Annotated in this window: 29 protein-coding genes; 23 read left to right on the top strand and 6 right to left on the bottom strand. The window is 63.7% G+C overall.

The genetic code is table 11. The features are described 5' to 3' along the window. The first annotated feature begins 76 nt into the window (after positions 1-76). Positions 77-994 (top strand): LysR family transcriptional regulator, encoded by a 918-nt coding sequence (locus tag PFZ56_RS28270; protein WP_110594811.1) that lies wholly within the window; start codon positions 77-79, stop codon positions 992-994. Here the strand turns inward: PFZ56_RS28270 and PFZ56_RS28265 are convergent. Further along, the gene (locus PFZ56_RS28265) at positions 991-1,920 is read right to left on the bottom strand and encodes a LysR family transcriptional regulator (RefSeq protein WP_170001718.1); all 930 of its coding nucleotides are present in this window, start codon (positions 1,918-1,920) and stop codon (positions 991-993) included. The genes PFZ56_RS28270 and PFZ56_RS28265 overlap by 4 nt on opposite strands. Positions 1,921-1,986: 66 nt before the next feature. Here PFZ56_RS28265 and PFZ56_RS28260 point away from each other — a divergent pair, with 66 nt between their 5' ends. Continuing rightward, positions 1,987-2,607: a LysE family transporter gene (locus tag PFZ56_RS28260; protein ID WP_102880637.1), complete on the top strand. Its 621-nt coding sequence runs from the start codon at positions 1,987-1,989 to the stop codon at positions 2,605-2,607. A gap of 6 nt (positions 2,608-2,613) precedes the next feature. Here the strand turns inward: PFZ56_RS28260 and PFZ56_RS28255 are convergent, their stop codons facing one another. Continuing rightward, positions 2,614-3,645, bottom strand: a complete 1,032-nt coding sequence (locus PFZ56_RS28255) for a LacI family DNA-binding transcriptional regulator (protein WP_102880636.1) — start codon at positions 3,643-3,645, stop codon at positions 2,614-2,616. Between the two features lie 215 nt (positions 3,646-3,860). On the opposite strand from PFZ56_RS28255, the gene PFZ56_RS28250 reads away from it, so the two are divergent. Both PFZ56_RS28250 and PFZ56_RS28245 read left to right on the top strand, forming a co-directional pair. Continuing rightward, positions 3,861-4,394, top strand: a complete 534-nt coding sequence (locus PFZ56_RS28250) for a gluconokinase (protein WP_102860632.1) — start codon at positions 3,861-3,863, stop codon at positions 4,392-4,394. Positions 4,395-4,478: 84 nt separating this feature from the next. Beyond that, positions 4,479-5,831, top strand: coding sequence for a GntP family permease (locus PFZ56_RS28245; RefSeq protein ID WP_047305702.1), 1,353 nt, complete (start codon positions 4,479-4,481; stop codon positions 5,829-5,831). 209 nt (positions 5,832-6,040) lie between these two features. Here PFZ56_RS28245 and alaC read toward each other — a convergent pair whose 3' ends face one another. Further along, the gene (alaC, locus tag PFZ56_RS28240; RefSeq protein ID WP_102880635.1) at positions 6,041-7,252 is read right to left on the bottom strand and encodes an alanine transaminase; all 1,212 of its coding nucleotides are present in this window, start codon (positions 7,250-7,252) and stop codon (positions 6,041-6,043) included. 279 nt (positions 7,253-7,531) lie between these two features. Between alaC and PFZ56_RS28235 the strand changes: the two genes are divergently transcribed. The 9 genes from PFZ56_RS28235 to PFZ56_RS28195 all read left to right on the top strand — a co-directional run bounded on the left by PFZ56_RS28235 (position 7,532) and on the right by PFZ56_RS28195 (position 17,199). Beyond that, on the top strand, positions 7,532-8,194 hold the full coding sequence (locus PFZ56_RS28235) for a LysE family translocator (protein ID WP_110594805.1): 663 nt from the start codon (positions 7,532-7,534) through the stop codon (positions 8,192-8,194). A gap of 69 nt (positions 8,195-8,263) precedes the next feature. Then, positions 8,264-8,752, top strand: a complete 489-nt coding sequence (locus tag PFZ56_RS28230; RefSeq protein ID WP_102860634.1) for a GyrI-like domain-containing protein — start codon at positions 8,264-8,266, stop codon at positions 8,750-8,752. A gap of 253 nt (positions 8,753-9,005) precedes the next feature. After that, positions 9,006-9,104: a K(+)-transporting ATPase subunit F gene (gene kdpF, locus PFZ56_RS28225; protein ID WP_016968152.1), complete on the top strand. Its 99-nt coding sequence runs from the start codon at positions 9,006-9,008 to the stop codon at positions 9,102-9,104. Continuing rightward, positions 9,088-9,258: a hypothetical protein gene (locus PFZ56_RS28220; protein WP_162884082.1), complete on the top strand. Its 171-nt coding sequence runs from the start codon at positions 9,088-9,090 to the stop codon at positions 9,256-9,258. Before kdpF ends, PFZ56_RS28220 begins: the two co-directional genes overlap by 17 nt. Positions 9,259-9,271: 13 nt before the next feature. Beyond that, positions 9,272-10,978, top strand: a complete 1,707-nt coding sequence (gene kdpA / locus PFZ56_RS28215) for a potassium-transporting ATPase subunit KdpA (RefSeq protein WP_110594803.1) — start codon at positions 9,272-9,274, stop codon at positions 10,976-10,978. Positions 10,979-10,987: 9 nt separating this feature from the next. Continuing rightward, positions 10,988-11,671: a K(+)-transporting ATPase subunit C gene (gene kdpC / locus PFZ56_RS28210; RefSeq protein WP_102880631.1), complete on the top strand. Its 684-nt coding sequence runs from the start codon at positions 10,988-10,990 to the stop codon at positions 11,669-11,671. A 12-nt stretch (positions 11,672-11,683) separates the two neighbouring features. Continuing rightward, complete coding sequence (gene kdpB, locus PFZ56_RS28205) at positions 11,684-13,756, top strand: potassium-transporting ATPase subunit KdpB (RefSeq protein WP_123394109.1); 2,073 nt, start codon at positions 11,684-11,686, stop codon at positions 13,754-13,756. Between the two features lie 60 nt (positions 13,757-13,816). After that, entirely contained in the window at positions 13,817-16,510 is a 2,694-nt protein-coding gene (locus tag PFZ56_RS28200; RefSeq protein WP_110594799.1) for a sensor histidine kinase KdpD, read from the top strand. After that, positions 16,507-17,199, top strand: coding sequence for a response regulator (locus tag PFZ56_RS28195; protein ID WP_102860639.1), 693 nt, complete (start codon positions 16,507-16,509; stop codon positions 17,197-17,199). The genes PFZ56_RS28200 and PFZ56_RS28195 overlap by 4 nt, the downstream gene beginning before the upstream one ends. Here PFZ56_RS28195 and PFZ56_RS28190 read toward each other — a convergent pair. Further along, positions 17,178-17,330, bottom strand: a complete 153-nt coding sequence (locus tag PFZ56_RS28190) for a hypothetical protein (RefSeq protein ID WP_162884081.1) — start codon at positions 17,328-17,330, stop codon at positions 17,178-17,180. The two genes, PFZ56_RS28195 and PFZ56_RS28190, sit on opposite strands and share 22 nt — an antisense overlap. Before the next feature lie 221 nt (positions 17,331-17,551). Here PFZ56_RS28190 and PFZ56_RS28185 point away from each other — a divergent pair, with 221 nt between their 5' ends. Beyond that, positions 17,552-18,049 (top strand): GNAT family N-acetyltransferase, encoded by a 498-nt coding sequence (locus tag PFZ56_RS28185; RefSeq protein ID WP_170001720.1) that lies wholly within the window; start codon positions 17,552-17,554, stop codon positions 18,047-18,049. Positions 18,050-18,143: 94 nt separating this feature from the next. Here PFZ56_RS28185 and PFZ56_RS28180 read toward each other — a convergent pair whose 3' ends face one another. Further along, complete coding sequence (locus PFZ56_RS28180; protein WP_170001722.1) at positions 18,144-18,629, bottom strand: GNAT family N-acetyltransferase; 486 nt, start codon at positions 18,627-18,629, stop codon at positions 18,144-18,146. A 183-nt stretch (positions 18,630-18,812) separates the two neighbouring features. Between PFZ56_RS28180 and PFZ56_RS28175 the strand changes: the two genes are divergently transcribed. The 4 genes from PFZ56_RS28175 to PFZ56_RS28160 all read left to right on the top strand — a co-directional run bounded on the left by PFZ56_RS28175 (position 18,813) and on the right by PFZ56_RS28160 (position 21,433). Next, positions 18,813-19,247, top strand: coding sequence for an SgcJ/EcaC family oxidoreductase (locus tag PFZ56_RS28175; RefSeq protein WP_102880626.1), 435 nt, complete (start codon positions 18,813-18,815; stop codon positions 19,245-19,247). A gap of 67 nt (positions 19,248-19,314) precedes the next feature. Further along, positions 19,315-19,659 carry a YciI family protein gene (locus tag PFZ56_RS28170; RefSeq protein ID WP_102860643.1) on the top strand — a complete coding sequence of 115 codons (345 nt, stop codon included), beginning with the start codon at positions 19,315-19,317 and terminating at the stop codon, positions 19,657-19,659. 26 nt (positions 19,660-19,685) lie between these two features. Then, positions 19,686-20,177, top strand: a complete 492-nt coding sequence (locus PFZ56_RS28165) for an SRPBCC family protein (protein WP_102860644.1) — start codon at positions 19,686-19,688, stop codon at positions 20,175-20,177. Next, a complete protein-coding gene (locus tag PFZ56_RS28160) occupies positions 20,177-21,433 on the top strand; it encodes an RNA polymerase sigma factor (protein WP_170001724.1) in 1,257 nt (418 codons plus the stop codon). The genes PFZ56_RS28165 and PFZ56_RS28160 overlap by 1 nt, the downstream gene beginning before the upstream one ends. A gap of 42 nt (positions 21,434-21,475) precedes the next feature. Here the strand turns inward: PFZ56_RS28160 and PFZ56_RS28155 are convergent, their stop codons facing one another. Next, positions 21,476-22,330, bottom strand: a complete 855-nt coding sequence (locus PFZ56_RS28155; RefSeq protein ID WP_102880623.1) for a LysR family transcriptional regulator — start codon at positions 22,328-22,330, stop codon at positions 21,476-21,478. 89 nt (positions 22,331-22,419) lie between these two features. On the opposite strand from PFZ56_RS28155, the gene PFZ56_RS28150 reads away from it, so the two are divergent. The 5 genes from PFZ56_RS28150 to PFZ56_RS28130 all read left to right on the top strand — a co-directional run bounded on the left by PFZ56_RS28150 (position 22,420) and on the right by PFZ56_RS28130 (position 26,525). Then, entirely contained in the window at positions 22,420-22,854 is a 435-nt protein-coding gene (locus tag PFZ56_RS28150; protein ID WP_102880622.1) for a multidrug/biocide efflux PACE transporter, read from the top strand. Between the two features lie 183 nt (positions 22,855-23,037). After that, complete coding sequence (locus PFZ56_RS28145) at positions 23,038-23,646, top strand: paraquat-inducible protein A (protein WP_102860648.1); 609 nt, start codon at positions 23,038-23,040, stop codon at positions 23,644-23,646. Next, on the top strand, positions 23,646-24,260 hold the full coding sequence (locus PFZ56_RS28140) for a paraquat-inducible protein A (protein WP_102860649.1): 615 nt from the start codon (positions 23,646-23,648) through the stop codon (positions 24,258-24,260). The genes PFZ56_RS28145 and PFZ56_RS28140 overlap by 1 nt, the downstream gene beginning before the upstream one ends. Further along, positions 24,253-25,944 carry an intermembrane transport protein PqiB gene (locus tag PFZ56_RS28135; RefSeq protein WP_102860650.1) on the top strand — a complete coding sequence of 564 codons (1,692 nt, stop codon included), beginning with the start codon at positions 24,253-24,255 and terminating at the stop codon, positions 25,942-25,944. The genes PFZ56_RS28140 and PFZ56_RS28135 overlap by 8 nt, the downstream gene beginning before the upstream one ends. Continuing rightward, a complete protein-coding gene (locus PFZ56_RS28130) occupies positions 25,941-26,525 on the top strand; it encodes a membrane integrity-associated transporter subunit PqiC (protein WP_102860651.1) in 585 nt (194 codons plus the stop codon). The genes PFZ56_RS28135 and PFZ56_RS28130 overlap by 4 nt, the downstream gene beginning before the upstream one ends. Positions 26,526-26,630 lie beyond the last annotated feature (105 nt).

Raw genomic sequence — 26,630 nt, 5'->3', positions numbered from 1 at the left:
AGGGCGAGAAAGGTAGCTTCAATAGCAATGACAGAAAAAGTCGGAAGCTTTCAGTTTTATTGATAGGTTGCCCCCCATGAATTTCTCCAGTGACAGCATCCAGTTGTTTCTCGCCGTGCTCGAGCGCGGCTCCTTTTCTGCGGCGGCCCGCTCCCTGGGCAAGGTGCCCTCGGCGGTCAGCATGGGTATTGCCAACCTTGAGGCTGAACTGGGTTACGCCCTGTTCGATCGCCGCCATCGCGAGCCGGTGCCGACTCCCCTGGCCCTGTCCCTGGCGCCCCATGCGCGGTTGATCGCCGACCAGCTCAAGCAGTTGCAGGTGCACGCCATCGAGCTGTCCCTGGGCCTGGAGAGCAAGCTGTCGATCGCCGTGGTGGATGACATCGACAAGCAGCGAGTGCTGGCCGCCATCAAGCTGATTGCCGAGCGCTATCCGCTGCTGGAGGTGGAGGTGCTCAGTGCCCCCCAGGATGATGTGCTGCAACTGCTGCACAGTGGGCGGGTGAGTGTGGGCGTGGCCTTTGCCGGCTTGAGCGTGAATGCCCTGGAGTATTTCCAGTACATCGGCAGTGAGCGGGTGATTGCTTGCATCTCGCCGCGACATCCGGTGTTTGTGGCCAGCGATGGCTCGTTGTACCTGGAGGAGCTGATCCGGTTTCGCCAGGTTGTGGTGGCCAGCCGCGACTTGCCCATCAGCGATACGCGGCCCTTGGTGGGCGAGTCGCTGTGGCGCACCGACAGCCTGGCCATGGCCCTGCACATGGTGGAAGCCGGCATCGGCTGGGGCAATTTCCCCTTGTCGGTGATCCAGCCGCTGCTGGCGGCAGGGCGCCTGCAGAGGCTGAAGTTCAAGAACCTCGACAACGGCTTGTCTTTGCCGGTGCATGCGGTGTGGCTGAAGAACCGGCCGCTGCAGAAGGGCGCCCTGGCCCTGGTGCAGTTGCTCAGTGGCGAAGATCCAGCGCTGGGGCCGCTGCCCGCCCCCGGGGTTTAGCCCAGGGCCTGTTCACGCAACCAGCGCAGCAAATGACCGGCCGCCGATGCGTCGCTGATCGCCTGGGCGGATAACAGGTAATAGGCGCTGCCGTCGGCGACGAAGTCGAAAGGGGCGCAAAGCAACCCTCCAGCCAGATCATCGCGCACCAGTTGCCAGGGGGCGATGGCCAGCCCGAGTCCCGCCACCGCCGCTTGCAGGCTGAAGTAGAAATGCTCGAAGACTTGCTCCTGGAGAGGCGGGGTAGCAGGCAGCTGCCGCTGTTGCAGCCACTGCTCCCAGGCTTGCGGCCTGGTGGCACTGTGCAGGCGCGGGGCGTGTTCCGCCAGGGTCGGCTGGCCGTTTGGCGAAGGGGTCCAGTCAGCCTGTTTGTCCGGCCGGCACACGGGGCCAATGGCTTCGTCGAACAGCCAGTGGGCCTGAGTTTCATCACTCCAGGCGAAATCGTTGCGGCGGATCGCCAGGTCGATGCCGGCATTGAACGAGAAAGGCCCGCCGCCGGCCAGCAACTGGATTGATATTTCCGGGTGAGCGGCCTGGAACGCCGGCAGGCGTGGAATCAGCCAGCGCATCAGCAGGGTCGGTTCGCAGGACAGCACCAGTGGCGCCTCGGGGTCCGGTGCCCGCAGGCGGCTGGCGGTGTTCTCGATCAGGTCCAGGGCCTGGGTCACGCTGTGCAGCAGTTCGGCTCCGGCCGGCGTCAGAAATACCCGGTGGCTGCGGCGTTCGAACAGCGTCGTGCCCAGATCTTCTTCCAGGGCGCGCACGGCGCGGCTGATGGCGCCGTGGGTCAGGTGCAGGGCGGCGCCGGCCTGGGTGAAGCTTTCCAGGCGTGCCGCTGCTTCGAAGCAGCGCAAGGCGCCGAGGGGCGGTAGGCGTCGGCGCAATGTCTGTGAGTTTTTATCACTGAGAGTGTCAGTTTTCATCGTTGGCTGTCCCCGTGCCGATCCCCATACAGTAGCGCCTGATTCTATAACCAAGGCGTATGTAACGTGACTGAACTGTTAGTCGTAATCACCATTACCATTCTTGCTGTACTCAGCCCCGGAGCCGATTTTGCCTTGGTAACGCGCAATAGCCTGATGCTCTCGCGCCGCCACGGTGTGTTCACTGCCCTGGGTATCGGGCTCGGGGTCATGCTGCATATCGGCTACAGCCTGCTGGGGGTGGGGGTGCTGTTGCAGCAGTCGCTGCTGTGGTTCACCGCGCTGAAGATTGCCGGGGCGCTTTATCTGATCTATCTGGGGATCAAGCTGTTGCGCGGTTCGGACCAGGGGCCGCACGAGGAGGGGGCGGCGAATGTCGAGACTTCGTCATGGGCGGCTCTGCGCAGCGGCTTTCTGACCAATGCGCTGAACCCCAAGACGATGATTTTCGTTCTCAGCCTGTTTATGCAGGTGATCCAGCCGGGCACGGCATTGCCGGTGCAGATCGGCTACGGGGGGATCATTGTCCTGGCTCACGTGTTGTGGTTCGTGGCGGTGGCGCTGTTTTTCTCGGCACCGGCCATTGCCAGTCGATTGCTGGGGTACAAGCGCCGTATCGATCAGGTATTTGGTGTGGTGCTGGTGGGGTTCGGGCTGCTGCTCAGCGTGCTGAGCCTGCAGCCCTGAAACACCTCAGGTGCTTTCCCGCACCCGCAGCTCGAAGCCCATGTCCACCACGGGCTCGGCCACGCTATTGCCGGCCAGCAGGGTCAGCATCTGCTCGGCTGCACGGCGGCCGATGGCTTCCCTTGGGGTGCTGATGCTGCTCAGGCGCGGCACCATGTGTTCCGAGGAGGGCAGGTCGTTGAAACCCAGCACCGCCACTTGCTCCGGAACCTTGATCCCGCAGCGCATGGCTTCCAGCAGTGCGCCCTGGGCCAGGTCGTCGTTGCCGAAGAAGATGGCGTCGACTTGTGGCTGGCTCTGCATCAGTTGCAGGAACAGTTCGCCGCCCAGGCCCACGGAGGATGGGCGTGGGGTCAGCAGTTCCAGATCGGGGTTGTATAGCCCGGCCTCTTGCAGGGCGCGACGGAAACCTTCGCCCCGCAGCAGAGTGCGTTGATCCAGTTGTGCGCCGACGTAGGCCAGGTGCTTGCGACCACGGGAAATCAGGTGCTGGGCGGCAGTCTCGCCCGCGTTCAACTGGGAGAAGCCCACGCAGTTGAGCCCGGCGCCGGGGTCCAGGTCCATCATGTAGACGCAGGGGATGTTGTTGGCCTCGATCATCCGCCGGGCGCTTTCGGTACGGTCAAAACCGGTCAGCAACAGACCCCGGGGCTGGTAGGTCATGTAGTTGCGCAGCAGGTTTTCTTCTTCGTCCCGGGAGTAGTGGTAGTTGCCGATCAGCACTTCGAAGCCCTTGGGTCGCAGGACCTGATGAATGGCTTCCAGGGTTTCGATGAACAGCAGGTTGGACAGCGACGGCACCAGCACCACCACCGACTGGCTCTGGGCCGAGGCCAGGGCACGGGCGGCGGAGTTGACCACGTAGTTCAGCTCCTGCGCGGCCTTCTGCACCTTTTCCACCAGCTCGGTGGCCACGCTGCTGACGCCGCGCAGGGCCCGGGAGGCGGTGATCGGACTGACGCCGGCCAGTCGCGCCACTTCGTTGAGGGTAGGGCGCCCCGTGGTACGGGAGCTTTTATCGTTTTTATGAGGGGTCATCAGACGGCTTGCCAAACAAAATTCAAGTCACTAAGGTAGCGCTGTCCTGAAACAGCTGCAATGCGTGAGCGAGGTGTGCCTGACCCTCACTCTTTGGTTTGGCGGACTATATACGCGGCAACCCACAAAAATGACAAGAAGGCGTCGGCAGACACTGTTTTTGTACTAGAACTAGAACTAGCGAAGGTAGCGCTGTCTGCGCGCTGAGGTGTTACATGAGTCAATCTATTACCGCCCTGGTCATCATGGGTGTTGCCGGCTGTGGCAAATCCAGCGTCAGCCAGGCGCTGTGCCAACGCAGCGGCGCCACGGCCATTGAAGGCGATACGTTCCACCCTGCCGCCAATATCGCCAAGATGAGCGCCGGCATTCCCCTCGACGACGACGACCGTGCCGGCTGGCTCGACAGCCTCTGCGATGAATTGCGTCGGACCCTGGCCGCCGGTCAGCGTCCGGTACTGACCTGCTCGGCCTTGAAGCGCAAATACCGTGAACGCCTGCGCGCAGCGACCCCCGGCCTGGGCTTTATCTTCCTCGAACTGACACCGGCAGTGGCCGCCGATCGCGTGGCACACCGGCCAGGGCATTTCATGCCTTCGACCCTGATCGACAGTCAGTTCGCCACCCTCGAATCCCCCGTGGGGGAGCCGCTCACCCTGGCCCTGGATGCCAGCACCCTGAGCGTCCAGCGCCTGGCCGAACTGGCCAACCAATGGTGGCTGGAGCATGGCCTTGAACCTTCACATTAAGTGCTGGCTCGAAATAGGTAGCGCTATCCCACTCGGCCCTTGTTTTTAACGCTTAAATAAAAACAACAAACCGGAGGCAATCCCATGTTTGGCATGTCCCAAGAGACCTATCTGCTGGTTGATGCAGTGGTCACTATCATCGGCCTGATCGTCTTGATCACCCGATTCAAGCTGCATCCCTTTATTGCTCTGACCATTGCCGCGGGGTTCCTCGGCCTGACCTCGGGCATGCCGGTAGACAAGATCATCAAGGCGTTCCAGGACGGTTTTGGTGGCGTGCTCGGTTTTGTCGGCATCATCCTGGCCCTGGGCACCATGCTCGGAAAAATGATGGCCGAGTCCGGCGGCGCCGATCAGATTGCCCAGACCCTGATCCGTTCGTTCGGCAAGGAGCGGGTGCAGTGGGCGATGATGTTCGCCGCGTTCCTGGTGGGCATCCCGCTGTTCTTCGAGATCGGCTTCGTGCTGCTGATCCCGCTGGTGTTCATCGTCGCCCGGCGCACCGGGGTGTCGCTGATCAAGATCGGCATTCCACTGCTGGCTGGCCTGTCGGCGGTGCACGGCCTGGTGCCGCCGCATCCGGGGCCGCTGCTGGCCATCGGCGTGTTTGGTGCCGACATTGGCAAGACCATTCTCTACGGCCTGATCGTTGCTCTGCCGACGGCCATCATTGCCGGTCCGATCTACGGCACCTTCATCGCCAAATACATCCCGGGCCACCCGTCCCAGGAACTGGTGGACCAGCTGGCCCGTGAAAACACCTCGCAGAACCTGCCGAGCTTCAGCGTGACCTTGCTGACTGTACTGCTGCCGGTGTTCCTGATGCTGCTCAAGACCTTCGCCGACGTGGCGCTGCCGGACGGGCATTTCTTCCGCATCTGGATGGACATGATCGGCCACCCGATCAGTGCCTTGCTGCTGGCCCTGCTGCTGTCGCTCTACACCTTCGGCTACAAGCAGGGCATCGGCTCCAAGCAGATCCTCGGTTTGCTCGACGCCAGCCTGGCGCCTACCGCGGCGATCATCCTGATCATTGGTGCTGGCGGTGGTTTCAAGCAGATGCTGGTGACCAGCGGCGTGGGTGATGTGATCGGCCACATGGCGGTCAATGCGCAGATCTCGCCGATCCTCCTGGCCTGGCTGGTGGCGGCGGTGATTCGTATCGCCACCGGTTCGGCCACCGTGGCCACCATCACGGGCGCGGGCATCGTGGTGCCGGTGGTAGGGATGATCCCCGGGGTCAACCGCGAACTGCTGGTGCTGGCCACCGGTGCCGGCTCCTTGATCCTGTCTCACGTCAACGACGCGGGCTTCTGGCTGGTCAAGCAGTACTTCAACATGACCGTGGCCGAGACCTTCAAGACCTGGACGGCGATGGAAACCATCCTCTCGGTGGTGGGCCTGATCTTCATCCTGTTGTTGTCGTTGGTGGTTTAAACGGCGGGGCTGCCCCCTGTAGCCGCTGTCGAGCCTGTGGCGAGGCTGGGCAAAGGTCCGAAGGGCCTTGCCCGGTGATCTGCCGTCAGCCCTTGATAGGCTTCTGAATCGCCGCGAGTGCTACGCACTCGTTCGCAGCCTGCGGCAGCGGCTACAGTGCAGGCACAAAAAAACCGCATCGCTGCGGTTTTTTTGTGGCTGAAGGAGTCTCAGCTTTTCTGCACCAGGGCGTCGGCGCGGAACATCCCGCGAATGCCGCGCACCGCCTGGCGAATCCGGTCCTGGTTTTCGATCAGGGCGAAGCGCACATGATCGTCGCCGTACTCACCGAAACCCACCCCCGGCGACACGCAGACCTTGGCCTCGGCCAGCAGCTTCTTGGCGAATTCCAGGGAGCCCAGGTGCGCATAGGCTTCGGGAATCTTGGCCCAGACGTACATCGAGGCCTTGGGGTTCTCCACCATCCAGCCCAGCTCGTGCAGGCCCTTGACCAGCACATTGCGCCGTTGCCGGTATTGCTCGGCAATGTCCTTGACGCACTGTTGGTCGCCTTCAAGTGCCGCGATTGCTGCTACCTGCAGTGGGGTGAAGGTGCCGTAGTCGTGGTAGCTCTTGATCCGCGCCAGGGCGTTGACCAGCTCCGGGTTGCCGACCATGAAGCCGATGCGCCAGCCGGCCATGTTGTAGCTCTTGGACAGGGTGAAGAACTCCACCGCGATGTCCTTGGCCCCGGGCACCTGCATGATCGACGGGGCTTTCCAGCCGTCGTAGACGATGTCGGCGTAAGCCAGGTCGTGGATCACCAGCACGTCGTACTGCTTGGCCAGGGCGATCACCCGCTCGAAGAAATCCAGCTCCACGCACTGCGCGGTGGGGTTGGAGGGGAAGCCCAGGATCATCATTTTCGGCTTGGGGATCGAACCGCGAATGGCCCGCTCCAGCTCGGCGAAGAAGTCCACCCCGGGCACCAGTGGCACCGAGCGCACCTGGGCGCCGGCGATCACCGCGCCGTAGATGTGGATCGGGTAGCTGGGGTTGGGCACCAGCACCGTGTCGCCCTGGTCCAGGGTGGCCAGCATCAAATGCGCCAGACCTTCCTTGGAACCGATGGTGACGATGGCTTCGCTTTCCGGGTCGATATCGACCTCATAGCGATCCTTGTACCAGCGGGAAATCGCCCGGCGCAGCCGTGGAATGCCTTTGGAGGTGGAGTAGCCGTGGGTGTCCTCACGCTGGGCAACGGTCACCAGCTTTTCGACGATGTGCGGCGGAGTCGCGCCGTCGGGGTTGCCCATGCTCAAGTCGATGATGTCTTCGCCGCGCCGACGCGCAGCCATCTTCAGCTCGGCAGTGATGTTGAAAACGTAAGGGGGGAGACGATCGATGCGCGCAAAGCGGCGCGGCGAACCTTGTTCGGCCATTGTTGCCTCGAAAAGACGTAAGCGCCCGGAACCGTCCGAGCGACGTTGGCCACTGCGGTGGCCTGCGGGGGCAGACGATAAAGGCGCTGGCGCGGGCTTGTCCAGAGCAGCGGAAAAATATTTTTGCGCTGCCGGCGGTTTGCCCGGCTGGCGGGTTTGCCGCTATAACGTGCACGCTTTTTGCCTGCAAGGACGGCGCCCGGCCTGTGCCTGATTCGTTCGGGCAGATCTGATGCCGCTCGGCAGCTCTTCGAACAACAGCGTCAAACAGGATGAATGATGGAGTTTACCAGCGGCTTTTTGCTGAGCCTTTCGCTGTGCCTGGACATCGGCGTGGCCAATATCGCGATGATCACCCTGGCCATGCAGCGCGGCTATTTCCAGGGCTTCTGCCTGGGCCTGGGGACTTGCGTGGGTGACCTGATCTACGCGCTGTTGGCCCTGGCCGGGATGACCGTACTGTTGCAGTACGAAACTGTGCGTTGGGTGCTGTGGATCGGCGGTTCGGCGCTGCTGGTGTATTTCGCGGCAAAGATGATCTACGCCGCCATTCATCACAGTGCGCTGCTGGCCACGGCGGGGGAGGCGGACCGCGGTTCGCCGCGCAAGGAGTTCCTGCGCGGGATCTTCCTGGCCATGTCTTCCCCCAGCGCGATCCTCTGGTTTGCCGCCGTGGGGGGCACCCTGATTGCCCGATCCGGTGGCGGCACGATTGCCGATTCCGGGTTGTTCCTGGCCGGCTTCTTTTGCGCCGGGCTGGTCTGGACCATGGGCCTGTGCCTGGCCGCGACCCAGGGCGGCAAGTTGCTGGGCGACAAGCTGTTGCGCTACTCCTACCTGGCATCTGCGGCGATCTTCTGCTATTTCGCGGTGTACGTGATCCTATCCGGTTATCAGGAGTTCATCGTCGGCGCCGGGGTGGTCGACCTTCCGGCGCTCTGATCCTGGCCCTGGCGATTGGCTTCTATACTTGCTGCCGTACCCATCTTTTCTGCGGCAGGAGTGGCATTCATGGATGAGCAAAAACAGGGCGCAGGTCCAGAACCGCGCTTCGAAAGAGAGCGTTTTCTGCTGATCGCCGGCTTCAGCGAGCGGTTTACCCCTGGCGCCAGCCAGGACATCGGTCAGCTCTGGCAGCGCTTCATCCCCCACATCGGCAAGGTGCCGGGGCAAGTGGATGAGGTGACCTACGGCATCTGTTGCAACCCCGATGGCCAGGGTGGCTTCGAATACCTGGCCGGAGTCGAGATCAGCAAGCTCGACGATTTGCCCGAGCGCTATCGCTGGATCGAGGTGCAGCCGCAGAACTATGCGGTGTTCGAGCACGGTGGCTCCTTGCAGGAACTGCCACAGACCTTCAACTACATCTGGAAGACCTGGCTGCCCCAGTCCGGTCGCGAGGCGGCCGATGCCCCGGAATTCGAGCGCTACAGCGCCGATTTCAACCCCGATACCGGCAGCGGCGTGGTGGAGGTCTGGCTACCGCTGAAAAGTGAATGATCTCCTCGGGGGCGCTGGCCGGCCCCCGATTCCCCCGGCCTTGGCCGCAATCTATACGCCGTCTTAATACCGCCCCCCGCAATCAGTGTCCGACCTTGATACGTCCTCACCTAACCTGCGTGGCGCAGAGGAGAGCGGCGGACGGCTCGTTCCCGACTCCCTGCCGGTGCCCGTTGCCGGGTGCCTGACCGGTTGCGCCCCGGGCCGCTGTCTGCGGTTGCGGCGCCGCCTCAATGGATTAAGGGGAAAAGCCTTGCTGACACTGGAATTCATCTACGGCGCCAGCGGTTTTTGCGCCGTGCTGCTGTTTGTCTACCTGGGTTACGCGCTGATCCGTGCCGAGAAATTCTGATGACCGCACCCAACGCTACCCCGGCATTTTCATTCGCCCGTCCGGGCATTCTCGAGAAAGGAAACCAGCCATGTACGACCTGATCTTCGTGGGCCTGTCCCTGGGGTTCTTTGTACTGACGGCCCTGGTCATCGTCGCCATGGGCAAGATTTGAACGGAGCATCGACATGTTGAGTACTGTGCTGGAATACGCGGTGATCCTCGGGGTAATGACCGGGCTCGCCGTACTCATGGGCAAATGGCTGGCCCGGGTCTTCAGCGGCCGCGGCCACGCCTTGCCCGAGCGGGCCACCTACCGCCTGCTGGGGATCGACCCCGGCGAAACCATGGGCTGGGCCCGCTATGGCTCGGCGCTATTGCTGTCCAACGCGGCGATGATGCTCCTGGGCTACCTGGTGCTGCGCCTGCAAGCTGTCATGCCCCTCAACCCCCTGGGGTTGGCGGCGCAGACCCCGGACCTGGCGTTCAACACCACCGCGTCCTTTATCACCAACACCAACTGGCAGGCGTACTCAGGTGAAAGCAGCCTGTCGAACTTCAGCCAGATGGCGGTGATCACCTTCCTGATGTTCGTCGGCGCTACCGCCGGTGTTGTCGCCGCGGCCGGCTTCATTCGCGGCCTGAGCCGTTCCAGTTCGGCGGATATCGGCAACTACTGGGTCGACTTCACCCGCACCCTGTACCGGGTGATGCTGCCTTTGTGCCTGGTCATGGCCCTGGTCTATGTCTGGCAGGGCATGCCCCAGACCCTCAACTCCCAGGCCCTGGCCACCACCCTGGAAGGCGCCCAGCAGCAGTTGATCGTCGGCGCCGTGGCCAGCTTCGAGTCGATCAAGCACATCGGCACCAACGGTGGTGGCTTCTTCAGCATGAACGCCGCCCACCCGTTCGAGAACCCGACCCCGCTGACCAACGTCCTGCACATCCTCAGCATGTTGCTGATCCCTTCGGCACTGACCTACGCCTTCGGCAGCATGCTGCTGCGTCGGCGTCAGGGCTGGGTGTTCTTCGGCACTTTCCTGGTGATGTTCGTCGGCTTCCTGGCCATTGTCTTCACTGCGGAGCAGGGCGGTAATCCGCTGCTGACCCAGGTCGGTGCCGACCAACAACTGTCGGCAACCCAGAGTGGCGGCAACATGGAAGGCAAGGAACTGCGCTTCGGCATCGCCGACACCGCGCTGTTCGTCACCACCACCACGGGCGCCACCACCGGTTCGGTGAACGCCATGCATGACTCGCTGACTCCCATGGGCGGTTTCGTGCCCCTGGCGCAGATGATGCTCAACTGCGTGTTTGGCGGTGACGGCGTGGGCTTTATCAACCTGATCCAGTACGCCCTGCTGACGGTGTTCCTGGTGGGCATGATGATCGGCCGCAGCCCGGAATTCCTCGGCAAGAAGATCGAGGCCCGGGAGATCAAGCTGGTGATGCTCTCGGTGCTCGCGCACCCGATCTGCATCCTCGGTTTCACCGCCCTGGCAGCGTTGTGGCCGGACACCATGAACAGCCTCAACAACCTTGGCCCCCATGGTTTCAGCGAGGTGCTCTACGCCTACGCCTCGGGTACCGCCAACAACGGTTCGGCGTTTGCCGGGCTCAATGCCAACACGCCGTTCTTCAACACCACCATCGGTCTGGCGATGCTCATGGGGCGCTTCTTCACCATGCTGCCGATGCTGGCCGTGGCCGGTTCCCTGGCGGCGAAAAAGAACATCCCGGCCGGTGCCGGCACCATTCCCACCGCCACACCGCTGTTCATGTTCCTGGTGGTGTTCGTGGTGCTGGTGGTGGGTGGCCTGACTTTCCTGCCGGCCCTCGCGCTCGGCCCGCTGGTGGAGCAACTGCAGTTGCTGGCCGGCCAGACTTACAAGTAAGGGGTTGTGATGACGACGCAAATGCAAACCCAAGGCACCACTGCGGTGCTGTTCAAGGGCCTGTTGCGCCCGGTGCTGGTGGCGGCGGTGTTCTTCATGCTGCTGACCGGGCTGGCCTATCCGCTGGCGACCACCGTGCTGGCCAACCTGCTGTTCCCGTTTCAGGCCCAGGGCAGCCTGGTGCAGCGTGACGGGGTGGTGGTGGGCTCGGCACTGATCGGTCAGTCCTTCAGTCGCCCGGAGTATTTCCAGGGCCGCCCGAGCATGACCCTGGGCAGCGATCCGCTGGACCCGAGCAAGAGCGTGCCCCAGCCCTACAACGCCGGGGCCAGTGGTGCCAGCAACCTGGGCCCCACCAACCAGAAACTGGTGGACAGCGTAGCCGCGCGGGTCAACGCCTATCGCCAGCTCAACGGCCTGGCGGCGGACATGCAGGTACCGGTGGACGCGGTGACCGCTTCGGCTTCCGGCCTGGACCCGCACATCTCCCTGGCCAACGCCCAGCTGCAATTGAACCGGGTGGCCCGCCTGCGCAACCTGCCGCTGGCCGATCTGCAGGCGCTGCTGCAGGACCACAGCGAAAGCCGCACCTTCGGCCTGCTGGGCGAGCCCCGGGTCAATGTGCTGCAACTCAATCTCGCGCTGGATGCCCTGGCACCCGTGCATGCCTCGCCCCTTGCGGTCAGTGAGTAAGAGATACCGATCATGAGTAATAACCCTCGTATAGCGTTGTTCGACCGTGGGCTGCTGTTCACGGCGTGCCTGGATGCGGTGAAGAAGCTGCTGCCTCAGGCGCAGTGGAAGAACCCGGTGATGTTCGTGGTCTACCTGGGCAGCATTCTCACCACTTTGCTGTGGTTCCAGTCCCTGGGCGGTGAAGGCGAGGCCTCCAGCGGCTTCATCCTCAGCATCACCCTGTGGCTGTGGTTCACCGTGCTGTTTGCCAACTTCGCCGAAGCCCTGGCCGAGGGCCGCAGCCGGGCCCAGGCCGCGAGCCTCAAGGGCATGAAGCGCCAGACCCTGGCCAAGCTGTTGCAGCAGCCCAAGCATGGCGCTGCCTGGTTGCCCATGGCTGCCAGCGAGCTGCGCAAGGACATGGTGGTGCTGATCGAAGCCGGCGACCTGGTGCCTTTGGATGGCGAGGTCATCGAAGGCGTGGCCACGGTGGACGAGAGCGCCATTACCGGTGAATCGGCGCCGGTGATCCGCGAGGCCGGGGGCGACTTCTCCTCGGTCACCGGCGGCACCAAGGTGCTGTCCGACTGGCTGGTGGTGCGCATCAGCGTCAACCCCGGTGAGTCGTTCCTGGACCGCATGATCTCCATGGTGGAATCGGCCAAGCGCCAGAAGACCCCCAACGAGGTGGCCCTGACCATTCTCCTGGTGGGGCTGACCCTGCTGTTCCTGCTGGTGATCGTGACCCTGAGCCCGTACTCGATCTTCGCCGTGGCCATGAGCGGCACCGGCAGCGTGATCAGCGCCACGGTGATGGTGGCGTTGCTGGTGTGCCTGATTCCCACCACCATCGGCGGCCTGCTCTCGGCCATCGGCGTGGCAGGCATGAGCCGGATGATGTCGGCCAATGTCATCGCCACTTCCGGGCGCGCTGTGGAAGCCGCTGGTGACGTCGACGTGCTGCTGCTGGACAAGACCGGCACCATCACCCTGGGCAACCGTCAGGCCAGCGCCTTCCTGCCGGCCCCGGGAATCAAGGACAGCGAACTGGCGGACGCCGCGCAACTGGCCTCCCTGGCGGACGAAACCCCGGAAGGCCGCAGTATCGTGGTGCTGGCCAAGCAGAAGTTCGACATCCGTGGCCGCGACATCGAGGCCCTGGGCGCCAGCTTCGTGCAGTTCAGCGCGCAGACCCGCATGAGCGGCGTCGACCTGCCGCAGGGGCGCAGCATCCGCAAGGGCGCGGCCGATGCCATTCGCCGGCACATCGAAGCCCTGGGTGGCAGCTTCCCGCCGGCCTTGCAGGCCAAGGTCGACGAAGTCTCCCGGCGCGGCAGCACGCCGCTGGTGGTCAGCGACGGCGCCCAGGCCCTGGGCGTGGTGGAACTCAAGGACGTGGTCAAGGGCGGGATGAAGGAGCGTTTTGCCGAACTGCGGCGCATGGGCATCAAGACCGTGATGATCACTGGCGACAATCGCCTGACTGCGGCGGCGATTGCCGTGGAGGCCGGGGTCGATGATTTCCTCGCTGAGGCCCGTCCCGAGGACAAGCTGCAACTGATCCGCGACTACCAGGCCAAGGGCAAGCTGGTGGCCATGACCGGCGACGGCACCAACGACGCCCCGGCCCTGGCCCAGGCCGACGTTGCGGTGGCGATGAACAGCGGCACCCAGGCGGCAAAGGAAGCCGGCAACATGGTCGACCTGGACAGCAACCCGACCAAGCTGATCGAGGTGGTGGAAGTCGGCAAGCAGATGCTCATGACCCGCGGCGCCCTGACCACCTTCAGCGTGGCCAACGACGTGGCCAAGTATTTTGCTATCGTACCGGCCGCGTTCGTCGCCACTTACCCGCAATTGGGCGCGTTGAACGTGATGCAACTGACCAGCCCGAACTCGGCGATTCTCAGCGCGGTGATCTTCAACGCGCTGATCATCGTGTTCCTCATCCCCCTGGCGCTCAAGGGGGTGAAGTATCGGTCCATCGGCGCGGCGGCCTTGCTTAACCGCAACCTGCTGATCTACGGACTGGGCGGGGTGCTGGTACCCTTTGCCGGGATCAAGCTGATTGACATGCTGCTGGCCGGGCTTGGCCTGGTTTGACGCAAGGACAGGCAATGCGGCGCTCCCTGGGGGCGCCGCATTGTTCATTTAAGGAAGCTCATGACTGTGCTTGATGCAAGTCCTGCGCCCCGCGACGGGCGCCCCGATCCCGATGCGCTGCTGGAAAAGCTGCAACAGGACGAACAAGCCGCCCAGCGCGGCAAGCTGCGGATCTATTTCGGTTCCAACGCCGGGGTCGGCAAGACCTGCGCCATGCTCACCGCCGCCCGCAATGAAGTGGCCCTGGGCCGCGACGTGGTGGCCGGGGTGGTGGAAACCCACGGCCGGCGGGAAACCGCCGAGCTGCTGCAAGGCCTGGAGGTGCTGGAGCGTCACAGCCTGATGCACCGCGACTATGCCTTGCCCGAATTCGACCTGGACGCGGCCCTGGCGCGACGTCCTTCGGTGTTGCTGGTGGACGAATTGGCCCACAGCAACGTCCCCGGTTCCCGGCATCCCAAACGCTGGCAGGATGTGGAAGAGCTGCTGCGGGCCGGGATCGACGTCTGGACCACCCTCAACGTCCAGCACCTGGAAAGTCTCAACGACATCGTCAGCGGCATCATCGGCATCCGCGTGCGCGAGACGGTGCCTGATCACCTGTTCGATGAGGCCCACGAAGTGCTGGTGATCGACCTGCCACCGGACGACCTGCTGCGTCGCCTCAAGGACGGCAAGGTCTACATGGGGCCCCAGGCCGAGCGCGCTTCACGCAATTTTTTCCGCAAGGGCAACCTGTTGGCCCTGCGCGAGCTGACCCTGCGCCGCACCGCCGACCGGGTCGATGCGCAAATGCGCGACTATCGCCGCGAGCGTTCGATCAATGCCCTGTGGCCGGCCCGGGAGCGCTTGCTGGTGGGGATCGCCGGCGACCCGGCGGACGAACGCCTGGTGCGCGAGGCCGCGCGCCTGGCGCAGAAACTCGAAGCCGACTGGATCGTCGTGCACGTGGCCTCGGCGCAACGTCGTGGCCACGGCGCTAGCCGTTATGCGGCGGCGATGAAGACCCTGGCCCTGGCCGCCGAGTTCGGCGCCGAGACCGCGACCCTGCCCGGCCTGGACGTGGCCGAGGCGCTGGTGGCCTGTGCCCGCGAGCACAATGCCAATCGCCTGGTGCTGGGCCATTACCCGCGCAAGGTCTGGCAGTTCTGGCATCAGTCGGTGAGTGATCGCATCAGCCGCCAGCATCCGGAAATCGATCAGATCGTGATCGCCAACGGGCCCTTGAGCCGGCGCCCGGCCGCTGCGGACAAGCCAGAGGCCGGTTTGACCCCGAGCCGAGCGCCGGCCTATCTGTGGGCCAGCCTGGCCTGTTTTGCCGCCACTGCAGTGGCGGCGCTGCTGCTGAAGGTGTTCGACCCGGCCAACGTGGTGATGTTGTTCCTGCTCACTGTGGTTCTGGTGGCCTTGCGTTTCGGGCGGGGGCCGGGTGTCTGGGCGGCCATGCTGGCGGTGCTGTGTTTCGACTTCTTCTTCGTCCAGCCGGTGTTGTCGTTCACCGTCAACGACACCCAGTATTTCTTCACCTTCGCCTTGATGCTTGGCATTGCCCTGATCACCGGCCAGCTCACCGCGCGGCTGCGCCACCAGGCCCGCACCGCCGCCGAAGGCGAACGCCGCGCCACCTCCCTGGCCGGGCTGGCTCGGGAGTTGTCGGCGGCACTGACCGAGGAGCAGATCTGCGCCGTGGCCCTGCGCACCTTCAGCGGTGTGTTCGAGGCCCGGGTCGGATTGGCGCTGCCGGATGCGGACAATCGCGTGCGAGCCTTGAATGCCAATACCCTGGCGATTGATGAAAGCATTGCCCAGTGGGCCTATGACCACGACCAGCCGGCAGGCAGCGGCACCGACACCCTGGCGGCGGCCAAGGGCTGCTACCTGCCGCTCAAGGCGCCGATGCGCGTGCGCGGGGTGCTGGTGCTGGAGCTGGCGGACGCCGAACGCCTCAACGAACCCGAGGAGCAGCGCCTGCTGGAGGCCTGCATGAGCCAGCTGGCAATCGCCCTGGAGCGGGTGCATTACGTCGAAGTGGCGCAGAGCACCGTGGTGCAGATGGAAGGCGAACGCATGCGCAACACTTTGCTCGCCGCTATTTCCCATGACTTGCGCACTCCGCTGACCACCATCATCGGGGCCGCCGATGCCGCGTTGCCCCATGCCCCCAGTGGCCCGCTGCCCGAGCTGTTGCATGGCATCCATGATCAAGCCACGTCGATGCAGCGCCTGATCGAGAACCTGTTGGACATGGCGCGCATGCAGGAGCGCGGGGTGCGCCTCAAGCGTCAGTGGAATTCCCTGGAGGAGATTGTCGGCAGCGCCCTGCGCCAGTTGCGCGAGCCCCTGGCCAGACATGAACTGCGGGTGACCATGGCGCCCCATCTGCCTCTGGTGGAGGTGGATGCGCTGCTGCTGGAACGGGTGCTGGTGAACCTGCTGGACAACGCCGCCAAGTACACCCCTGCCGGCACCCTGGTGCAGATCACGGCCCGTCAGGTGGACCAGCAGATCATCCTGCAGGTCAGCGACTCCGGCCCCGGCTGTCCCAAGGGCAGTTCCCCGGACAGCCTGTTCGAGGCCTTCAGCCGTGGCCAGCAGGAGTCCGCGGTGGCCGGGATCGGCCTGGGGCTGGCCCTGGCCAAACGGATTGTCGAAGCCCATGGCGGGCGTATCGAGGCCCAGCCTCACGCCGACGCCGGGCTGAGTTTTGTCATCACCTTGCCGGCGGGACAACCGCCATCCATGGAAGCCCTATGAGCAACCCACGCATCCTGATTGTCGAGGACGAAGCCAACATCCGCCGTTTTGTCGGCATTGCCCTGGAGGACGAAGGTTTCCAGGTGTTCGAGGCCGACAGCGTCAAGCGCGCCCTGATCCATGCCGCCAGCCGCCAGCCGGATCTGGTGATCGTCGACCTGGGCCTGCCGGATGGCGACGGCAAGCAATTGATCAGCGAGCTGCGCGGCTGGCTGGCGGTGCCGATCCTGGTGCTGTCGGCCAGGGACCGCGAAGACGAGAAAGTCGCCGCCCTGGATGCCGGCGCTGATGATTATCTGGTCAAACCCTTCGGTGTGCCGGAGTTGCTGGCGCGCATTCGTGCACAACTGCGGCGCCACGGCCAGAGCGGCGCGGTGGCGGCCACCAGCAAGGTGGCCTTCGGTGCCATCGAGGTCGACCTGGCCACCCATGAGGTGCGCCGCGAAGGGCAATTGGTGCACCTGACACCCATCGAATACCGTCTGCTCTGCGCCCTGATCCGCGGCCAGAGCCGGGTCCTGACCCATCGCCAACTGCTGCTGGAGGTCTGGGGCCTGGACTATGTCGACCGCGCCCATTACTTGCGGGTGCACATGGCCCATCTGCGGCAGAAGCTGGAGGCTGATCCGGCTCAGCCCCAGCACCTGATCACCGAGTTGCAGGTGGGTTATCGCCTGGTGGGGCTCTGATCCTGCCTGGTGGCGCCGCTCAGGGCTTTTTTGCCGCGACGCCGCTCATGTACAAAATCGATGTACAAGGTGATGCAGCCGAAGGCGGTGATGCTGAACAGCACAAGAAGGCCGATCTGGATGTTGCTCATGGGGAAAGTCCTGTGGGCAAGACGCGGCAGGACCGGCTTGATGGGGCCGGCCAGGAGGCGTCGGGGATCAGATAGATAATCCCTGGGCGCCGCCCTTGCCAGGGTTTATATGAAAGCTTTACGGCGGCCCCGACTATCCCTATGCCCTGCATACGCCAGGCTCCCGGCAACGCCACTCTTGCTAGAATCGGCCACCCTTCACCGTCTTCAGGTTGCCGCCCATGACTGCTTCGACCCCACTGATCCGTACCGTCCTGCCCACCGACCTGGATGCTTGCTTTGCCATCGAGACCCTGGCCTACGAAGGCGACGAAGCCGCGACCCGGGAAAAGATCGCTACCCGCATCGCCACCTGGCCCGAGGGTTTTATCGTCGCCGAAGTGGATGGCGCAGTGGCCGGCTTCATCAACTCCGGTGCCACCTTCGAGGTGCAGATGGCCGACGAAGCCTTCAAGGAACTGATCGGCCACGACCCGGCCGGTTCCGAAGTGGTGATCATGTCGGTGGTGGTGCATCCGGATTTCCAGGGCCAGGGTCTGTCCCGGCAACTGTTGCAAGCCTTCATTGCGCGCATGACCGAGCTGGGCAAGGCGTGCATCCACCTGATGTGCAAGGAACGCCATGTGCCGCTCTACGAGCGCTTTGGCTTCGTCTATGTCAAGGCGTCGGCGTCGGACCACGGCGGCATGGCCTGGCATGAGATGGTGCGGGGGCTGTAAGTCCCAGGCATGCCCCTGATGCACAAGGGGCGCCGGCGTAGGGGCTTTTCAGGGGGCTGCTAAGCAGGAGTGCCCTTGAGTTGAAGTGCTGAACTCAAAACGCCAGGACCATCCTGCGTTCATAACCCATCCGGCCTTTGCAGGCTTCGCCATTCTCGACCCAGCCCAGCTTGAGATAGAGCTGGAGTGCGGCCTGGTTGTCGGCATCCACCGCCAGCATCAGGCCCTTGAGCTGCGGCCACTCCTGGAGCGCGGCGCCGGGCAGGGCTTGCAGGCAGGCGGTGCCCAGTCCCTGGCCCTGGAACGGCAGGTCCACTTGCAGGGCGTGCAGGGTGGCGTGGTCGGCCTCGGCCCAGGCCGGCAGGCAAGGCGCGTGCTTGAGCAGCAGGAACGCCACCGGCCGTTCGTCGCTGAGCAGGGCAAAGCCCTTGATGGCGCCGGCCGGTGCATTGCCCAAGGTGTACAGCGCGCCATGGATATCCCCGGAAAACGCTCTCTGTTCAGGCCGTACTTCAAGGCTCAGCAGTTGGGCACGCTGATGGCTGTTGAGCTGTTCATAAGGCACGAGACGAGTGGTCACTGGCGGGACTGTCCAGGGGAGGGAAGGGGGCGGATTCTAGCGATTTTGCCCGAGCGGTAAAATTTTTTATCGAGGTTGTCGATTGTCTGGCTGGCCAGACGACTAAGGGTGTACCGAGCATTCAAGTGCGCTCTTGCAGGGGCTGCCCGGTGCCGGTTGATTCCACCCTTGAGGAGTTTTGCCATGCACAACCCATCCAGCGAAGCACAGATCCGCAGCCTGATCGGCCATTGGCAGCAGGCGGTGGTCGCCAGGGACATCGAGCGTATCGTCAGCTTTTACGCCGATGACATCGTCTCTTTCGACGCCGTCGGCGCCCTGCAGTATTCGGGCAAGGCGGCCTACCGTGAACATTGGCAAGCCTGCATGCAGGAGTGCCCGGGGCCGGGCATCTTCGAGTTCCACCAGCTGCAGGTGCGGGCCGCCGAGGAGCTGGCGTTCGCCCATTGGCTGGCCCATTGCGGGGGCACCGATGCCCAAGGGCAGACCAAGGCCTGCTGGATGCGGGTGAGTGCCGCCTATGAGCTGCGCGACGGGCAGTGGCAAGTGGTGCATGAACACTGGTCGGCGCCGTTCGACATGCAGACCGGGACCACTCAGTTCGATCTGCAACCTTGATGAGCGGGCGGTTCGCCAAAGGACAAAACAGCAACCATAGTTGATCAGCCCGAACTCGGAGACACCCATGAAATACCTCTGTCTGGTCTACAGCGATGAACAGTTGTTGCACAGCCTGCCCGAGAGCCCCAAGGACGCCGAGTGCCAGGCCTATGCCGAGTCGGTCCAGGGCAGCGGACGGATGCTTGCCGCCGAGGCGTTGCAATCGATACAGACCGCCACCACGGTGCGCATGCGTGGCGGCAAGCTCTCCATCACCGATGGTCCGTTCGCCGAAACCAAGGAGCAACTGGCTGGTTTCTACCTGATCGAGGCCAGGGATTTGAATGAAGCGATCCAGGTGGCGGGGAACATTCCGGCGGCCCGGGTCGGCAGTGTCGAAGTGCGTCCTGTGCGTGAACTCAATCCCTGATAACAAGCATAAGCAGGAGTTTGCCAATGACCTTTTCAACAGTCGGCCGCCAGGCCGCCGAGCATGAACTGTCCATCAGCCGCTTGATCGATGCGCCGCGTGCCAGGGTGTTTCGCGCCTGGACCGAGCCGGCGTTGCTGGCGCAATGGTGGGGGCCGCACGGCATGACCACCCCGGAGTGTGAAATGGATCTGTGGGTCGGTGGCCAGTTTCGCACGTTGATGCGGGCTGCGGACGGTGCCGAATACCCGACCATGGGGGTGTTCCTGGAGATCCACGCGCCGTCGCGCCTGGTGTTCACCGATGCCTATGTGCCGGGCTGGATTCCTTCGGGCAAGCCGTTCATGACCGCTGAAGTGACCTTCGAGGAGCAGGACGGCAAGACGCTCTACACCGCCCGCGCCATGCATTGGAGCGAAGCCGATCGGCAAGCCCACGAAGCCATGGGATTTCACCAGGGTTGGGGAGAGAGCCTGGAGCGTCTGGTGGCCCTGGTGACCCAAGGCATGGCGGACTGATGCCGGGTCAATCCGGTGAGGCCGTGCAGGTCCTGGTGGCGCGGGTCTACCGCGAGCAATCGCGGCGCATTCTCGCCACCCTGATCCGCCTGCTGGGGGATTTCGACCTGGCTGAAGAGGCCTTGCACGAGGCCTTCTTTGTCGCCGTAGAGCGTTGGCAAAAGGACGGCGTCCCGGACAATCCTCGGGCCTGGCTGGTGTCCGTCGGACGCTTCAAGGCCATCGATGCCTTGCGCCGGCGGGCGCGCTTCGCCGCTTCCCAGGCGGCGCTGATCAGCCAGCTGGAGCACCTGGAACAGCACGACTGGGACGGTGAGGACGTGCAAGACGATCGCCTGCGGTTGATCTTCACCTGTTGCCACCCGGCGCTGGCGGCAGACGCCCAGGTGCCACTGACCCTGCGGGAAATCTGCGACCTGAGCACCGAGGAAATCGCCCGGGCCTTTCTTGTCTCTCCGGCCACCATCGCCCAGCGTATCGTGCGGGCCAAGGCGAAGATCCGCGACGCCGGAATTCCCTATCAGGTGCCGACGCTGGACGAGTTGCCCGAGCGCCTGGACAGTGTCTTGCGAGTGATCTACCTGGTGTTCAACGAAGGCTATTCGGCGTCCATGGGGGCCGAGTTGACCCGCGAGGACCTGACCCGTGAAGCGATACGCCTGGGGCGCCTGCTGCTGGAGCTGTTACCGGAAGCGGAGGTATTGGGCCTGCTGGCCCTGATGCTGTTGCACGAGTCGCGACGTGGGGCGCGACTCTCCAGCACGGGCGAGTTGATCCTGCTGGATGAGCAGGATCGTTCCCTGTGGCAGCGGGCCTTGATGGACGAAGGTTGTGCCCTGGTGGAGCGCGGATTGCGCAGCGGACGCGGCGGAGCCTATTGCCTGCAGGCGGCGATTGCCGCGGTGCATGCCGAGGCTCCCAGCGCCGAACAGACCGATTGGCCGCAGATCGTTGGCCTGTATGAGGTGTTGCTGCGGCTGCAGCCTTCGCCGGTGATCGAGCTCAACCGCGCCGTGGCCCTGGCCAAGCGTGACGGCCCCGCGGCCGGCCTGGAGCAGGTGGAGGCCATCCTGCAGCGCGGCGACTTGCAGGATTACCACCTGATCCACGCTGCCCGTGCCGACTTCTGCCGGCAGTTGGGGCGAGTCGAGGCGGCGCGGGAGTCCTATCAAAGAGCCTTGGCCCTGACCCGGCAAGCTCCGGAACGGCGTTTTCTCGAAGCGCGCCTGGCCCAACTGGTTTCCAGCTCTGCGTAGCTTTACAGGGCGCGCTCTACAGGGGCGGATACCCGAGCTGCCTCACTCCAGCATCCGCCCCAATAGCCAGCTCCCGGCCGGCCCGGGCGGGTGCAGGCGCGACCAGAGGGCATCCACCACCACCTTGCGCGGCCAGCCGCGTACGTTCAGTTCCTGCAATTTGCCGGCGCCGAAGCCTTCTACCAGCCAGCTCGGCAACGGCGCCCAGCCAAAACCGCCCTGGGCCATTTCCAGCAGCATCAGGTAGCTGGGCGCCGACCAGACCCGTCCCTGGGGACGACTGTCGTAGGGGTTGAGCACCGTCGCCAGGCGCAGCTCGCGGTGCTGGCGCAGGGCTTCCTGATCGACGTGCTCGAGCCGGGCCAGGGGATGCTTGCGGGAGACGTACAGGGACATTTCACCCTGTTCATCCAGGGTCTGGTGATCCAGGTCCGCCGGGTAATCGGCCTGCATCTCGGCAAAGGCGATGTGCGCCCGGCCACTTTGCACCAGGGCGATCAGGTCTTCGCATTCGGCAATCAGGCATTCCAGTTCCAGGTCCGGGTAACGCTGCTCGAAGGCGCTCAGGCAGCTTTCAAAGCGATCCGACTGATAGGTGTCGGACAGGGCAACGGTGAGTTTCGCCTCGACTCCCTGGGACAGTTGGCTGGCGGCCATTTCCAGGCGGCTGGTGGCCGCGAGGATTTCCTCCGCGTGCTGCAGCATCACCTGCCCGGCGGGGGTCAGGCCGGGCTTGCGGCTGGCCCGATCGAACAATTGCACATTGAGGTCGATTTCCAGGCTGGCCACCGCGGCGCTGATGGTGGACTGGCTCTTGCCCAGCTTGCGGGCGGCGGCGGAAAAGGAACCCTGGGTCGCTGCCTGGACGAACGCCAGCAGCACTTCGTGTGAGGCCATGAACTATCGCCTTGGTCGATGGTTATTGATTATGAAGTATCGATCTGATCCTGGAAGATCGCCAACACATTCACTCAAGGAGCACGGCAATGAGCCTGCACAAATCCCTTACCGAACGTATTTTCCAGGCTGTAGGTTTTGAGCTGCTGGCCGTGCTGATTTGCACGCCGCTGCTGTCCTGGATCATGGATAAACCCATGGCTGACATGGGCCTGGTGACCATCGGCATCGGCCTCTTGGCGCTGATCTGGAACGTGGTGTTCAACGGTCTGTTCGATCGTCTGCTCAAGCGCCTGCAACTTGCACGCAATGGTTGGACCCGGGTCTTGCATGCCCTGCTGTTCGAAGGCGGTCTGGTGGCGATGGGGGTACCGCTGATTGCCTGGTGGTTGAATGTCAGCCTGTTGCAGGCGTTCATCCTCGATATCGGCGTGCTGTTGTTCTTTCTGCCCTACACCTACCTCTACCACTGGGCCTACGACGTACTGCGGGACAAGTGGTTGCAACAGCGTCTGGCTCATTGAGCCGCAGGCCTTTGTGATAGTCGCCGGTTTCGGCCGGCGAAAACCCACGGGGGGCCTATTATGGCGTAGAGGTCTGCGAGCTGATTTCAGACAGAACTGGACACCGTCCTCGGGTTTTTCTGAAAATGTGCGTCCGCTGGAGGCCGTCACTGAACCAGCAGCCCTCCCGACTATCTGAAGACCATGACTATTTCCCGCAACTGGATCATCTGCGAGCACTGCGATTCGCTGTACGAATCCGTGCCGCTCGGCAAAGGCCAGGCCGCTCAGTGCTCGCGCTGTGGCGCGTTGCTGGCCCGTGCCCGCTACATGAACGTGCAGCAGCTGTTCGCCTTGTCGATTACCGCCGGGTTGTTGTTCGTCTTCGCCAATCTGTTTCCGGTGATCAAGATCAGCCTCGAAGGCCTGAGCAACGAAGCCACGCTCTGGCAATCGGTAGAAGCCTTGGCTCAGGGCCGCATCAGCCTGATTGCGGCGATCACCGGCCTGACCATTATTTTGGCACCGTGCCTGCAGATCATTCTGCTGTGCTGGGTGCTGGGGTTCGCCAATTTCGATCGCGCCGCGCCAGGCTTCAAGGCCTGCATGCGGGCTCTGGAGCACCTGCGGCCGTGGAGCATGCTGGAGGTGTGCCTGCTGGGCATTCTGGTGGCCATCGTCAAGCTCGCTGGCATGCTCGATGTGCACCCCGGCCTCGGGCTCTGGGCCCTGGCCATGCTGACGGTGCTGATCATCCTGATTTCCGGCAAGGACATCCGCTATCTGTGGGATGACCTGGAGGGTCGCTACTGATGAGTACGCCCCCTTACGCCCGGGACTATCAACTGATGCTCTGCCACACCTGCGGCCAGGTCTGCGAGCAATCCGAGCACCAGTGCCCCCGATGCGACTCCGTGGTCCATGCGCGCAAGCCCAACAGCCTGGCGCGGACCTGGGCCTTTCTCGTGGCCAGCCTGATCTTCTATATTCCGGCCAACCTGCTGCCGGTGATGCACACCAGTATTTTTGGCAGCGCCAGTGAAAACACCATCATGAGCGGCGTGGTGGAGTTCTGGAGACACGGCTCCTGGGACATCGCCCTGTTGATCTTCATCGCCAGCGTGGTGGTGCCCTGCATCAAGTTCTTTGTCCTCGGCACCTTGCTGGTGACCTGCCAGCGCCGCAGCCTCTGGGCCCAGCGCGAGCGTGCCAGGCTGTACCGTTTTATCGAGGTGATCGGCTATTGGTCGATGCTCGATGTGCTGGTGGTGGCCCTGGTGGCGGCCCTGGTGCAGTTTCGGGCCCTGAGTTCCATCGATCCGCGGATGGGCATTCTGTTTTTTGGTTTGGTGGTGGTGCTGACGATGTTGGCGGCCATGAGTTTCGATCCCCGGCTTATCTGGGATGTAGAGGTTGAAGATGTCTGATCATCCAGGTTCCAAGGCGGCAGGTTCCCAGCCGGCTCCCGGCGCTCCGGCGCTGCGTACGCGGCGTTTTAATGTCTCGCTGGTGTGGTTGGTGCCCATTGTCGCGGCCTTGGTGGGGCTGTCGATGGTGGTCCACAACTCGCTGTCGGCCGGGCCGGAAATCACCATCAGTTTCCAGACTGCCGAGGGCCTGGAAGCCAACAAGACCCAGGTCAAGTACAAGAACGTGGTGATCGGCAAGGTGACCTCCATCGCCTTGAGCGATGATCGCCGCAAGGTGCTGGCCAAGGTCGAGCTGGATCAGTCCGCCGAACCTTTCACCGCCGACGACTCGATGTTCTGGGTGGTGCGCCCGCGCATTGGCGCCAACGGCGTTTCCGGGGTCGATACCTTGCTCTCCGGGGCCTTTATCGGCGCCGATGCCGGCAAGTCGGAGAAGCGCAAGAACAGCTTCAAGGGCCTGGAAACCCCGCCGCTCATTACCTACGGGCAGAAGGGCAAGCGCTTCACCCTGCACACCGACGACCTGGGCTCCCTGGACATCGGTTCGCCGGTCTACTACCGGCGCATCGAAGTGGGGCAGGTGGTGTCCTATCAGTTGGCCAACAGCGGCAAGGGGGTGGACGTGAAGATCTTCGTCAACGCGCCCAATGATAAGTACGTCACCACCGACAGCCGATTCTGGAACGCCAGCGGTGTGGATGTGACCCTGGGCGCCAACGGCTTGAAGGTCAACACCGAGTCGGTGTCCTCGATCCTTGCTGGCGGCATCGCCTTCGTCGAACCCAAGTACAGCCCCAACGCCAAGCCGGCCGAGGAGAATGCCGAATACACCCTGTTCGGCGATCAGGATACGGCGCTGGCTCCGCCGGACGGCGCGCCGTATTACATCCGCATGCGCTTTGACCAGGCCCTGCGCGGCCTGTCGCTCAATGCCCCGGTGGAGTTCCTCGGGGTGAACATCGGCAAGGTGGTGTCCATGGACCTGGACTACGACGAACAGCGCAAGTATTTCCCGACCCTGGTAGGGGCGGTGATCTATCCCGAACGCCTGGGCAAGGCCCATGAAAAACTGGTGAAGCAGACCGGCGGCGAAGACGACGCCCGCTCCGCGCAACTGATCGGCGCCTTCGTCAAGAACGGCCTGCGGGCCCAGCCCCGCAGCGGCAACCTGCTGACCGGCCAGCTGTACATCTCCCTGGATTTTGTCGCCAATGCCAAGCCGGTGGCCTACAACCCCGCCGCACGGCCGCTGGAGATCCCCACCATCCCGGGCAGCATGGACAAGTTGCAGGAACAACTGCAGGCCGTGGTGGACAAGATCAGCAAGCTGCCGATCGACTCCATCGCCGCCAACCTCGATGGCAGCCTGGCGGAGATGCAGAAGACCCTGAAACAGGTCAACGGCCAAGTGCTGCCGCAGATGCGCGACACCCTGGAGCAGTCGAAGAAGACCCTGGCCAGCGCCAACGAGAGCTTCTCCGAGGATTCGCCGCAGCGACAGAAACTCAGCCAGGCCATGGAGGAAGTGCAGCGCACCGCCCGTTCGGTACGGGTGCTCAGCGACTTCCTCGGTCGTCATCCTGAAGCGTTGATTCGCGGCCGTCTCAAAGACAACCAACCGGATGCCTACCAGTCGCCATCCTCCTCTGTCCGCGAATCCGCACCGGAAGCCCAGCCATGAAAAAAATCGCCTTGTTGTTGAGCCTGACCCTGGGACTTGCCGCTTGCAGCTCTGCGCCGACCCGTTACTACACCCTGATGCCGCCGGTGACTGAAGGCAGCGCTGCGGCCCGCAACGCGAATCTGCAGTTCGAGATGTCCACGGTGCGCATCCCGGTCCAGGTGGATCAGCCGCAATTGGTGGTGCGCCAGGACAGCGGCACCCTGGCGATCCTGGAAACCCAGCGCTGGAGCGCGCCTTTGGTGGATGAGTTCCACGACGCCCTGGCCAGCCAGATGGAGCACAAGCTCGGCACCCGCAACCTTGAAGGCTTGCCCAAGCAGCCCGGGCTCCCGGTGCTGTCGTTGCAGACCGATGTACGGCGTTTCGAATCCCTGCCCGGGCGTTACGCGCTGATCGATGTGGTCTGGAGCCTGCGCCTGCGGGGCGAGGGCGGCCCGGCCCGCAGCCTGACCTGCAGCAGCCAGATCCGCCAGCCGGCGGGTGTTGAACTGAGCAGCCTGGTGCAGGCTCATCAACAGGCCATCGCCCAGTTGGCCGCACAGATCGCCAGCACCGCACAACGCTGGACCTGCCCCTGAGTCAGCCCTGTAGCCGCTGCCGCAGGCTGCGAACGGCTGCGCAGGAGACGCAGGTTTTTCCGGTCGCCACAGGTTTGGCTCAGGATCGCCAGGCAAGGCCCTGCG

The sequence above is a fragment of the Pseudomonas danubii genome (assembly GCF_042980055.1).
In the GTDB taxonomy this organism is placed as follows: Bacteria; Pseudomonadota; Gammaproteobacteria; order Pseudomonadales; family Pseudomonadaceae; genus Aquipseudomonas; species Aquipseudomonas danubii.
This window is presented reverse-complemented; position numbering and strand designations above follow the sequence as displayed.

Coding starts and splice junctions, on each gene's coding strand:
- PFZ56_RS28270 (WP_110594811.1), top strand. CDS start 77: ATGAATTTCTCCAGTGACAGCATCCAGTTGTTTCTCGCCGTGCTCGAG.
- PFZ56_RS28265 (WP_170001718.1), bottom strand. CDS start 1,920: ATGAAAACTGACACTCTCAGTGATAAAAACTCACAGACATTGCGCCGA.
- PFZ56_RS28255 (WP_102880636.1), bottom strand. CDS start 3,645: ATGACCCCTCATAAAAACGATAAAAGCTCCCGTACCACGGGGCGCCCT.
- PFZ56_RS28250 (WP_102860632.1), top strand. CDS start 3,861: ATGAGTCAATCTATTACCGCCCTGGTCATCATGGGTGTTGCCGGCTGT.
- PFZ56_RS28245 (WP_047305702.1), top strand. CDS start 4,479: ATGTTTGGCATGTCCCAAGAGACCTATCTGCTGGTTGATGCAGTGGTC.
- alaC (WP_102880635.1), bottom strand. CDS start 7,252: ATGGCCGAACAAGGTTCGCCGCGCCGCTTTGCGCGCATCGATCGTCTC.
- PFZ56_RS28235 (WP_110594805.1), top strand. CDS start 7,532: ATGGAGTTTACCAGCGGCTTTTTGCTGAGCCTTTCGCTGTGCCTGGAC.
- PFZ56_RS28230 (WP_102860634.1), top strand. CDS start 8,264: ATGGATGAGCAAAAACAGGGCGCAGGTCCAGAACCGCGCTTCGAAAGA.
- kdpA (WP_110594803.1), top strand. CDS start 9,272: ATGTTGAGTACTGTGCTGGAATACGCGGTGATCCTCGGGGTAATGACC.
- kdpC (WP_102880631.1), top strand. CDS start 10,988: ATGACGACGCAAATGCAAACCCAAGGCACCACTGCGGTGCTGTTCAAG.
- kdpB (WP_123394109.1), top strand. CDS start 11,684: ATGAGTAATAACCCTCGTATAGCGTTGTTCGACCGTGGGCTGCTGTTC.
- PFZ56_RS28200 (WP_110594799.1), top strand. CDS start 13,817: ATGACTGTGCTTGATGCAAGTCCTGCGCCCCGCGACGGGCGCCCCGAT.
- PFZ56_RS28195 (WP_102860639.1), top strand. CDS start 16,507: ATGAGCAACCCACGCATCCTGATTGTCGAGGACGAAGCCAACATCCGC.
- PFZ56_RS28190 (WP_162884081.1), bottom strand. CDS start 17,330: ATGAGCAACATCCAGATCGGCCTTCTTGTGCTGTTCAGCATCACCGCC.
- PFZ56_RS28185 (WP_170001720.1), top strand. CDS start 17,552: ATGACTGCTTCGACCCCACTGATCCGTACCGTCCTGCCCACCGACCTG.
- PFZ56_RS28175 (WP_102880626.1), top strand. CDS start 18,813: ATGCACAACCCATCCAGCGAAGCACAGATCCGCAGCCTGATCGGCCAT.
- PFZ56_RS28170 (WP_102860643.1), top strand. CDS start 19,315: ATGAAATACCTCTGTCTGGTCTACAGCGATGAACAGTTGTTGCACAGC.
- PFZ56_RS28165 (WP_102860644.1), top strand. CDS start 19,686: ATGACCTTTTCAACAGTCGGCCGCCAGGCCGCCGAGCATGAACTGTCC.
- PFZ56_RS28160 (WP_170001724.1), top strand. CDS start 20,177: ATGCCGGGTCAATCCGGTGAGGCCGTGCAGGTCCTGGTGGCGCGGGTC.
- PFZ56_RS28155 (WP_102880623.1), bottom strand. CDS start 22,330: ATGGCCTCACACGAAGTGCTGCTGGCGTTCGTCCAGGCAGCGACCCAG.
- PFZ56_RS28150 (WP_102880622.1), top strand. CDS start 22,420: ATGAGCCTGCACAAATCCCTTACCGAACGTATTTTCCAGGCTGTAGGT.
- PFZ56_RS28145 (WP_102860648.1), top strand. CDS start 23,038: ATGACTATTTCCCGCAACTGGATCATCTGCGAGCACTGCGATTCGCTG.
- PFZ56_RS28140 (WP_102860649.1), top strand. CDS start 23,646: ATGAGTACGCCCCCTTACGCCCGGGACTATCAACTGATGCTCTGCCAC.
- PFZ56_RS28135 (WP_102860650.1), top strand. CDS start 24,253: ATGTCTGATCATCCAGGTTCCAAGGCGGCAGGTTCCCAGCCGGCTCCC.
- PFZ56_RS28130 (WP_102860651.1), top strand. CDS start 25,941: ATGAAAAAAATCGCCTTGTTGTTGAGCCTGACCCTGGGACTTGCCGCT.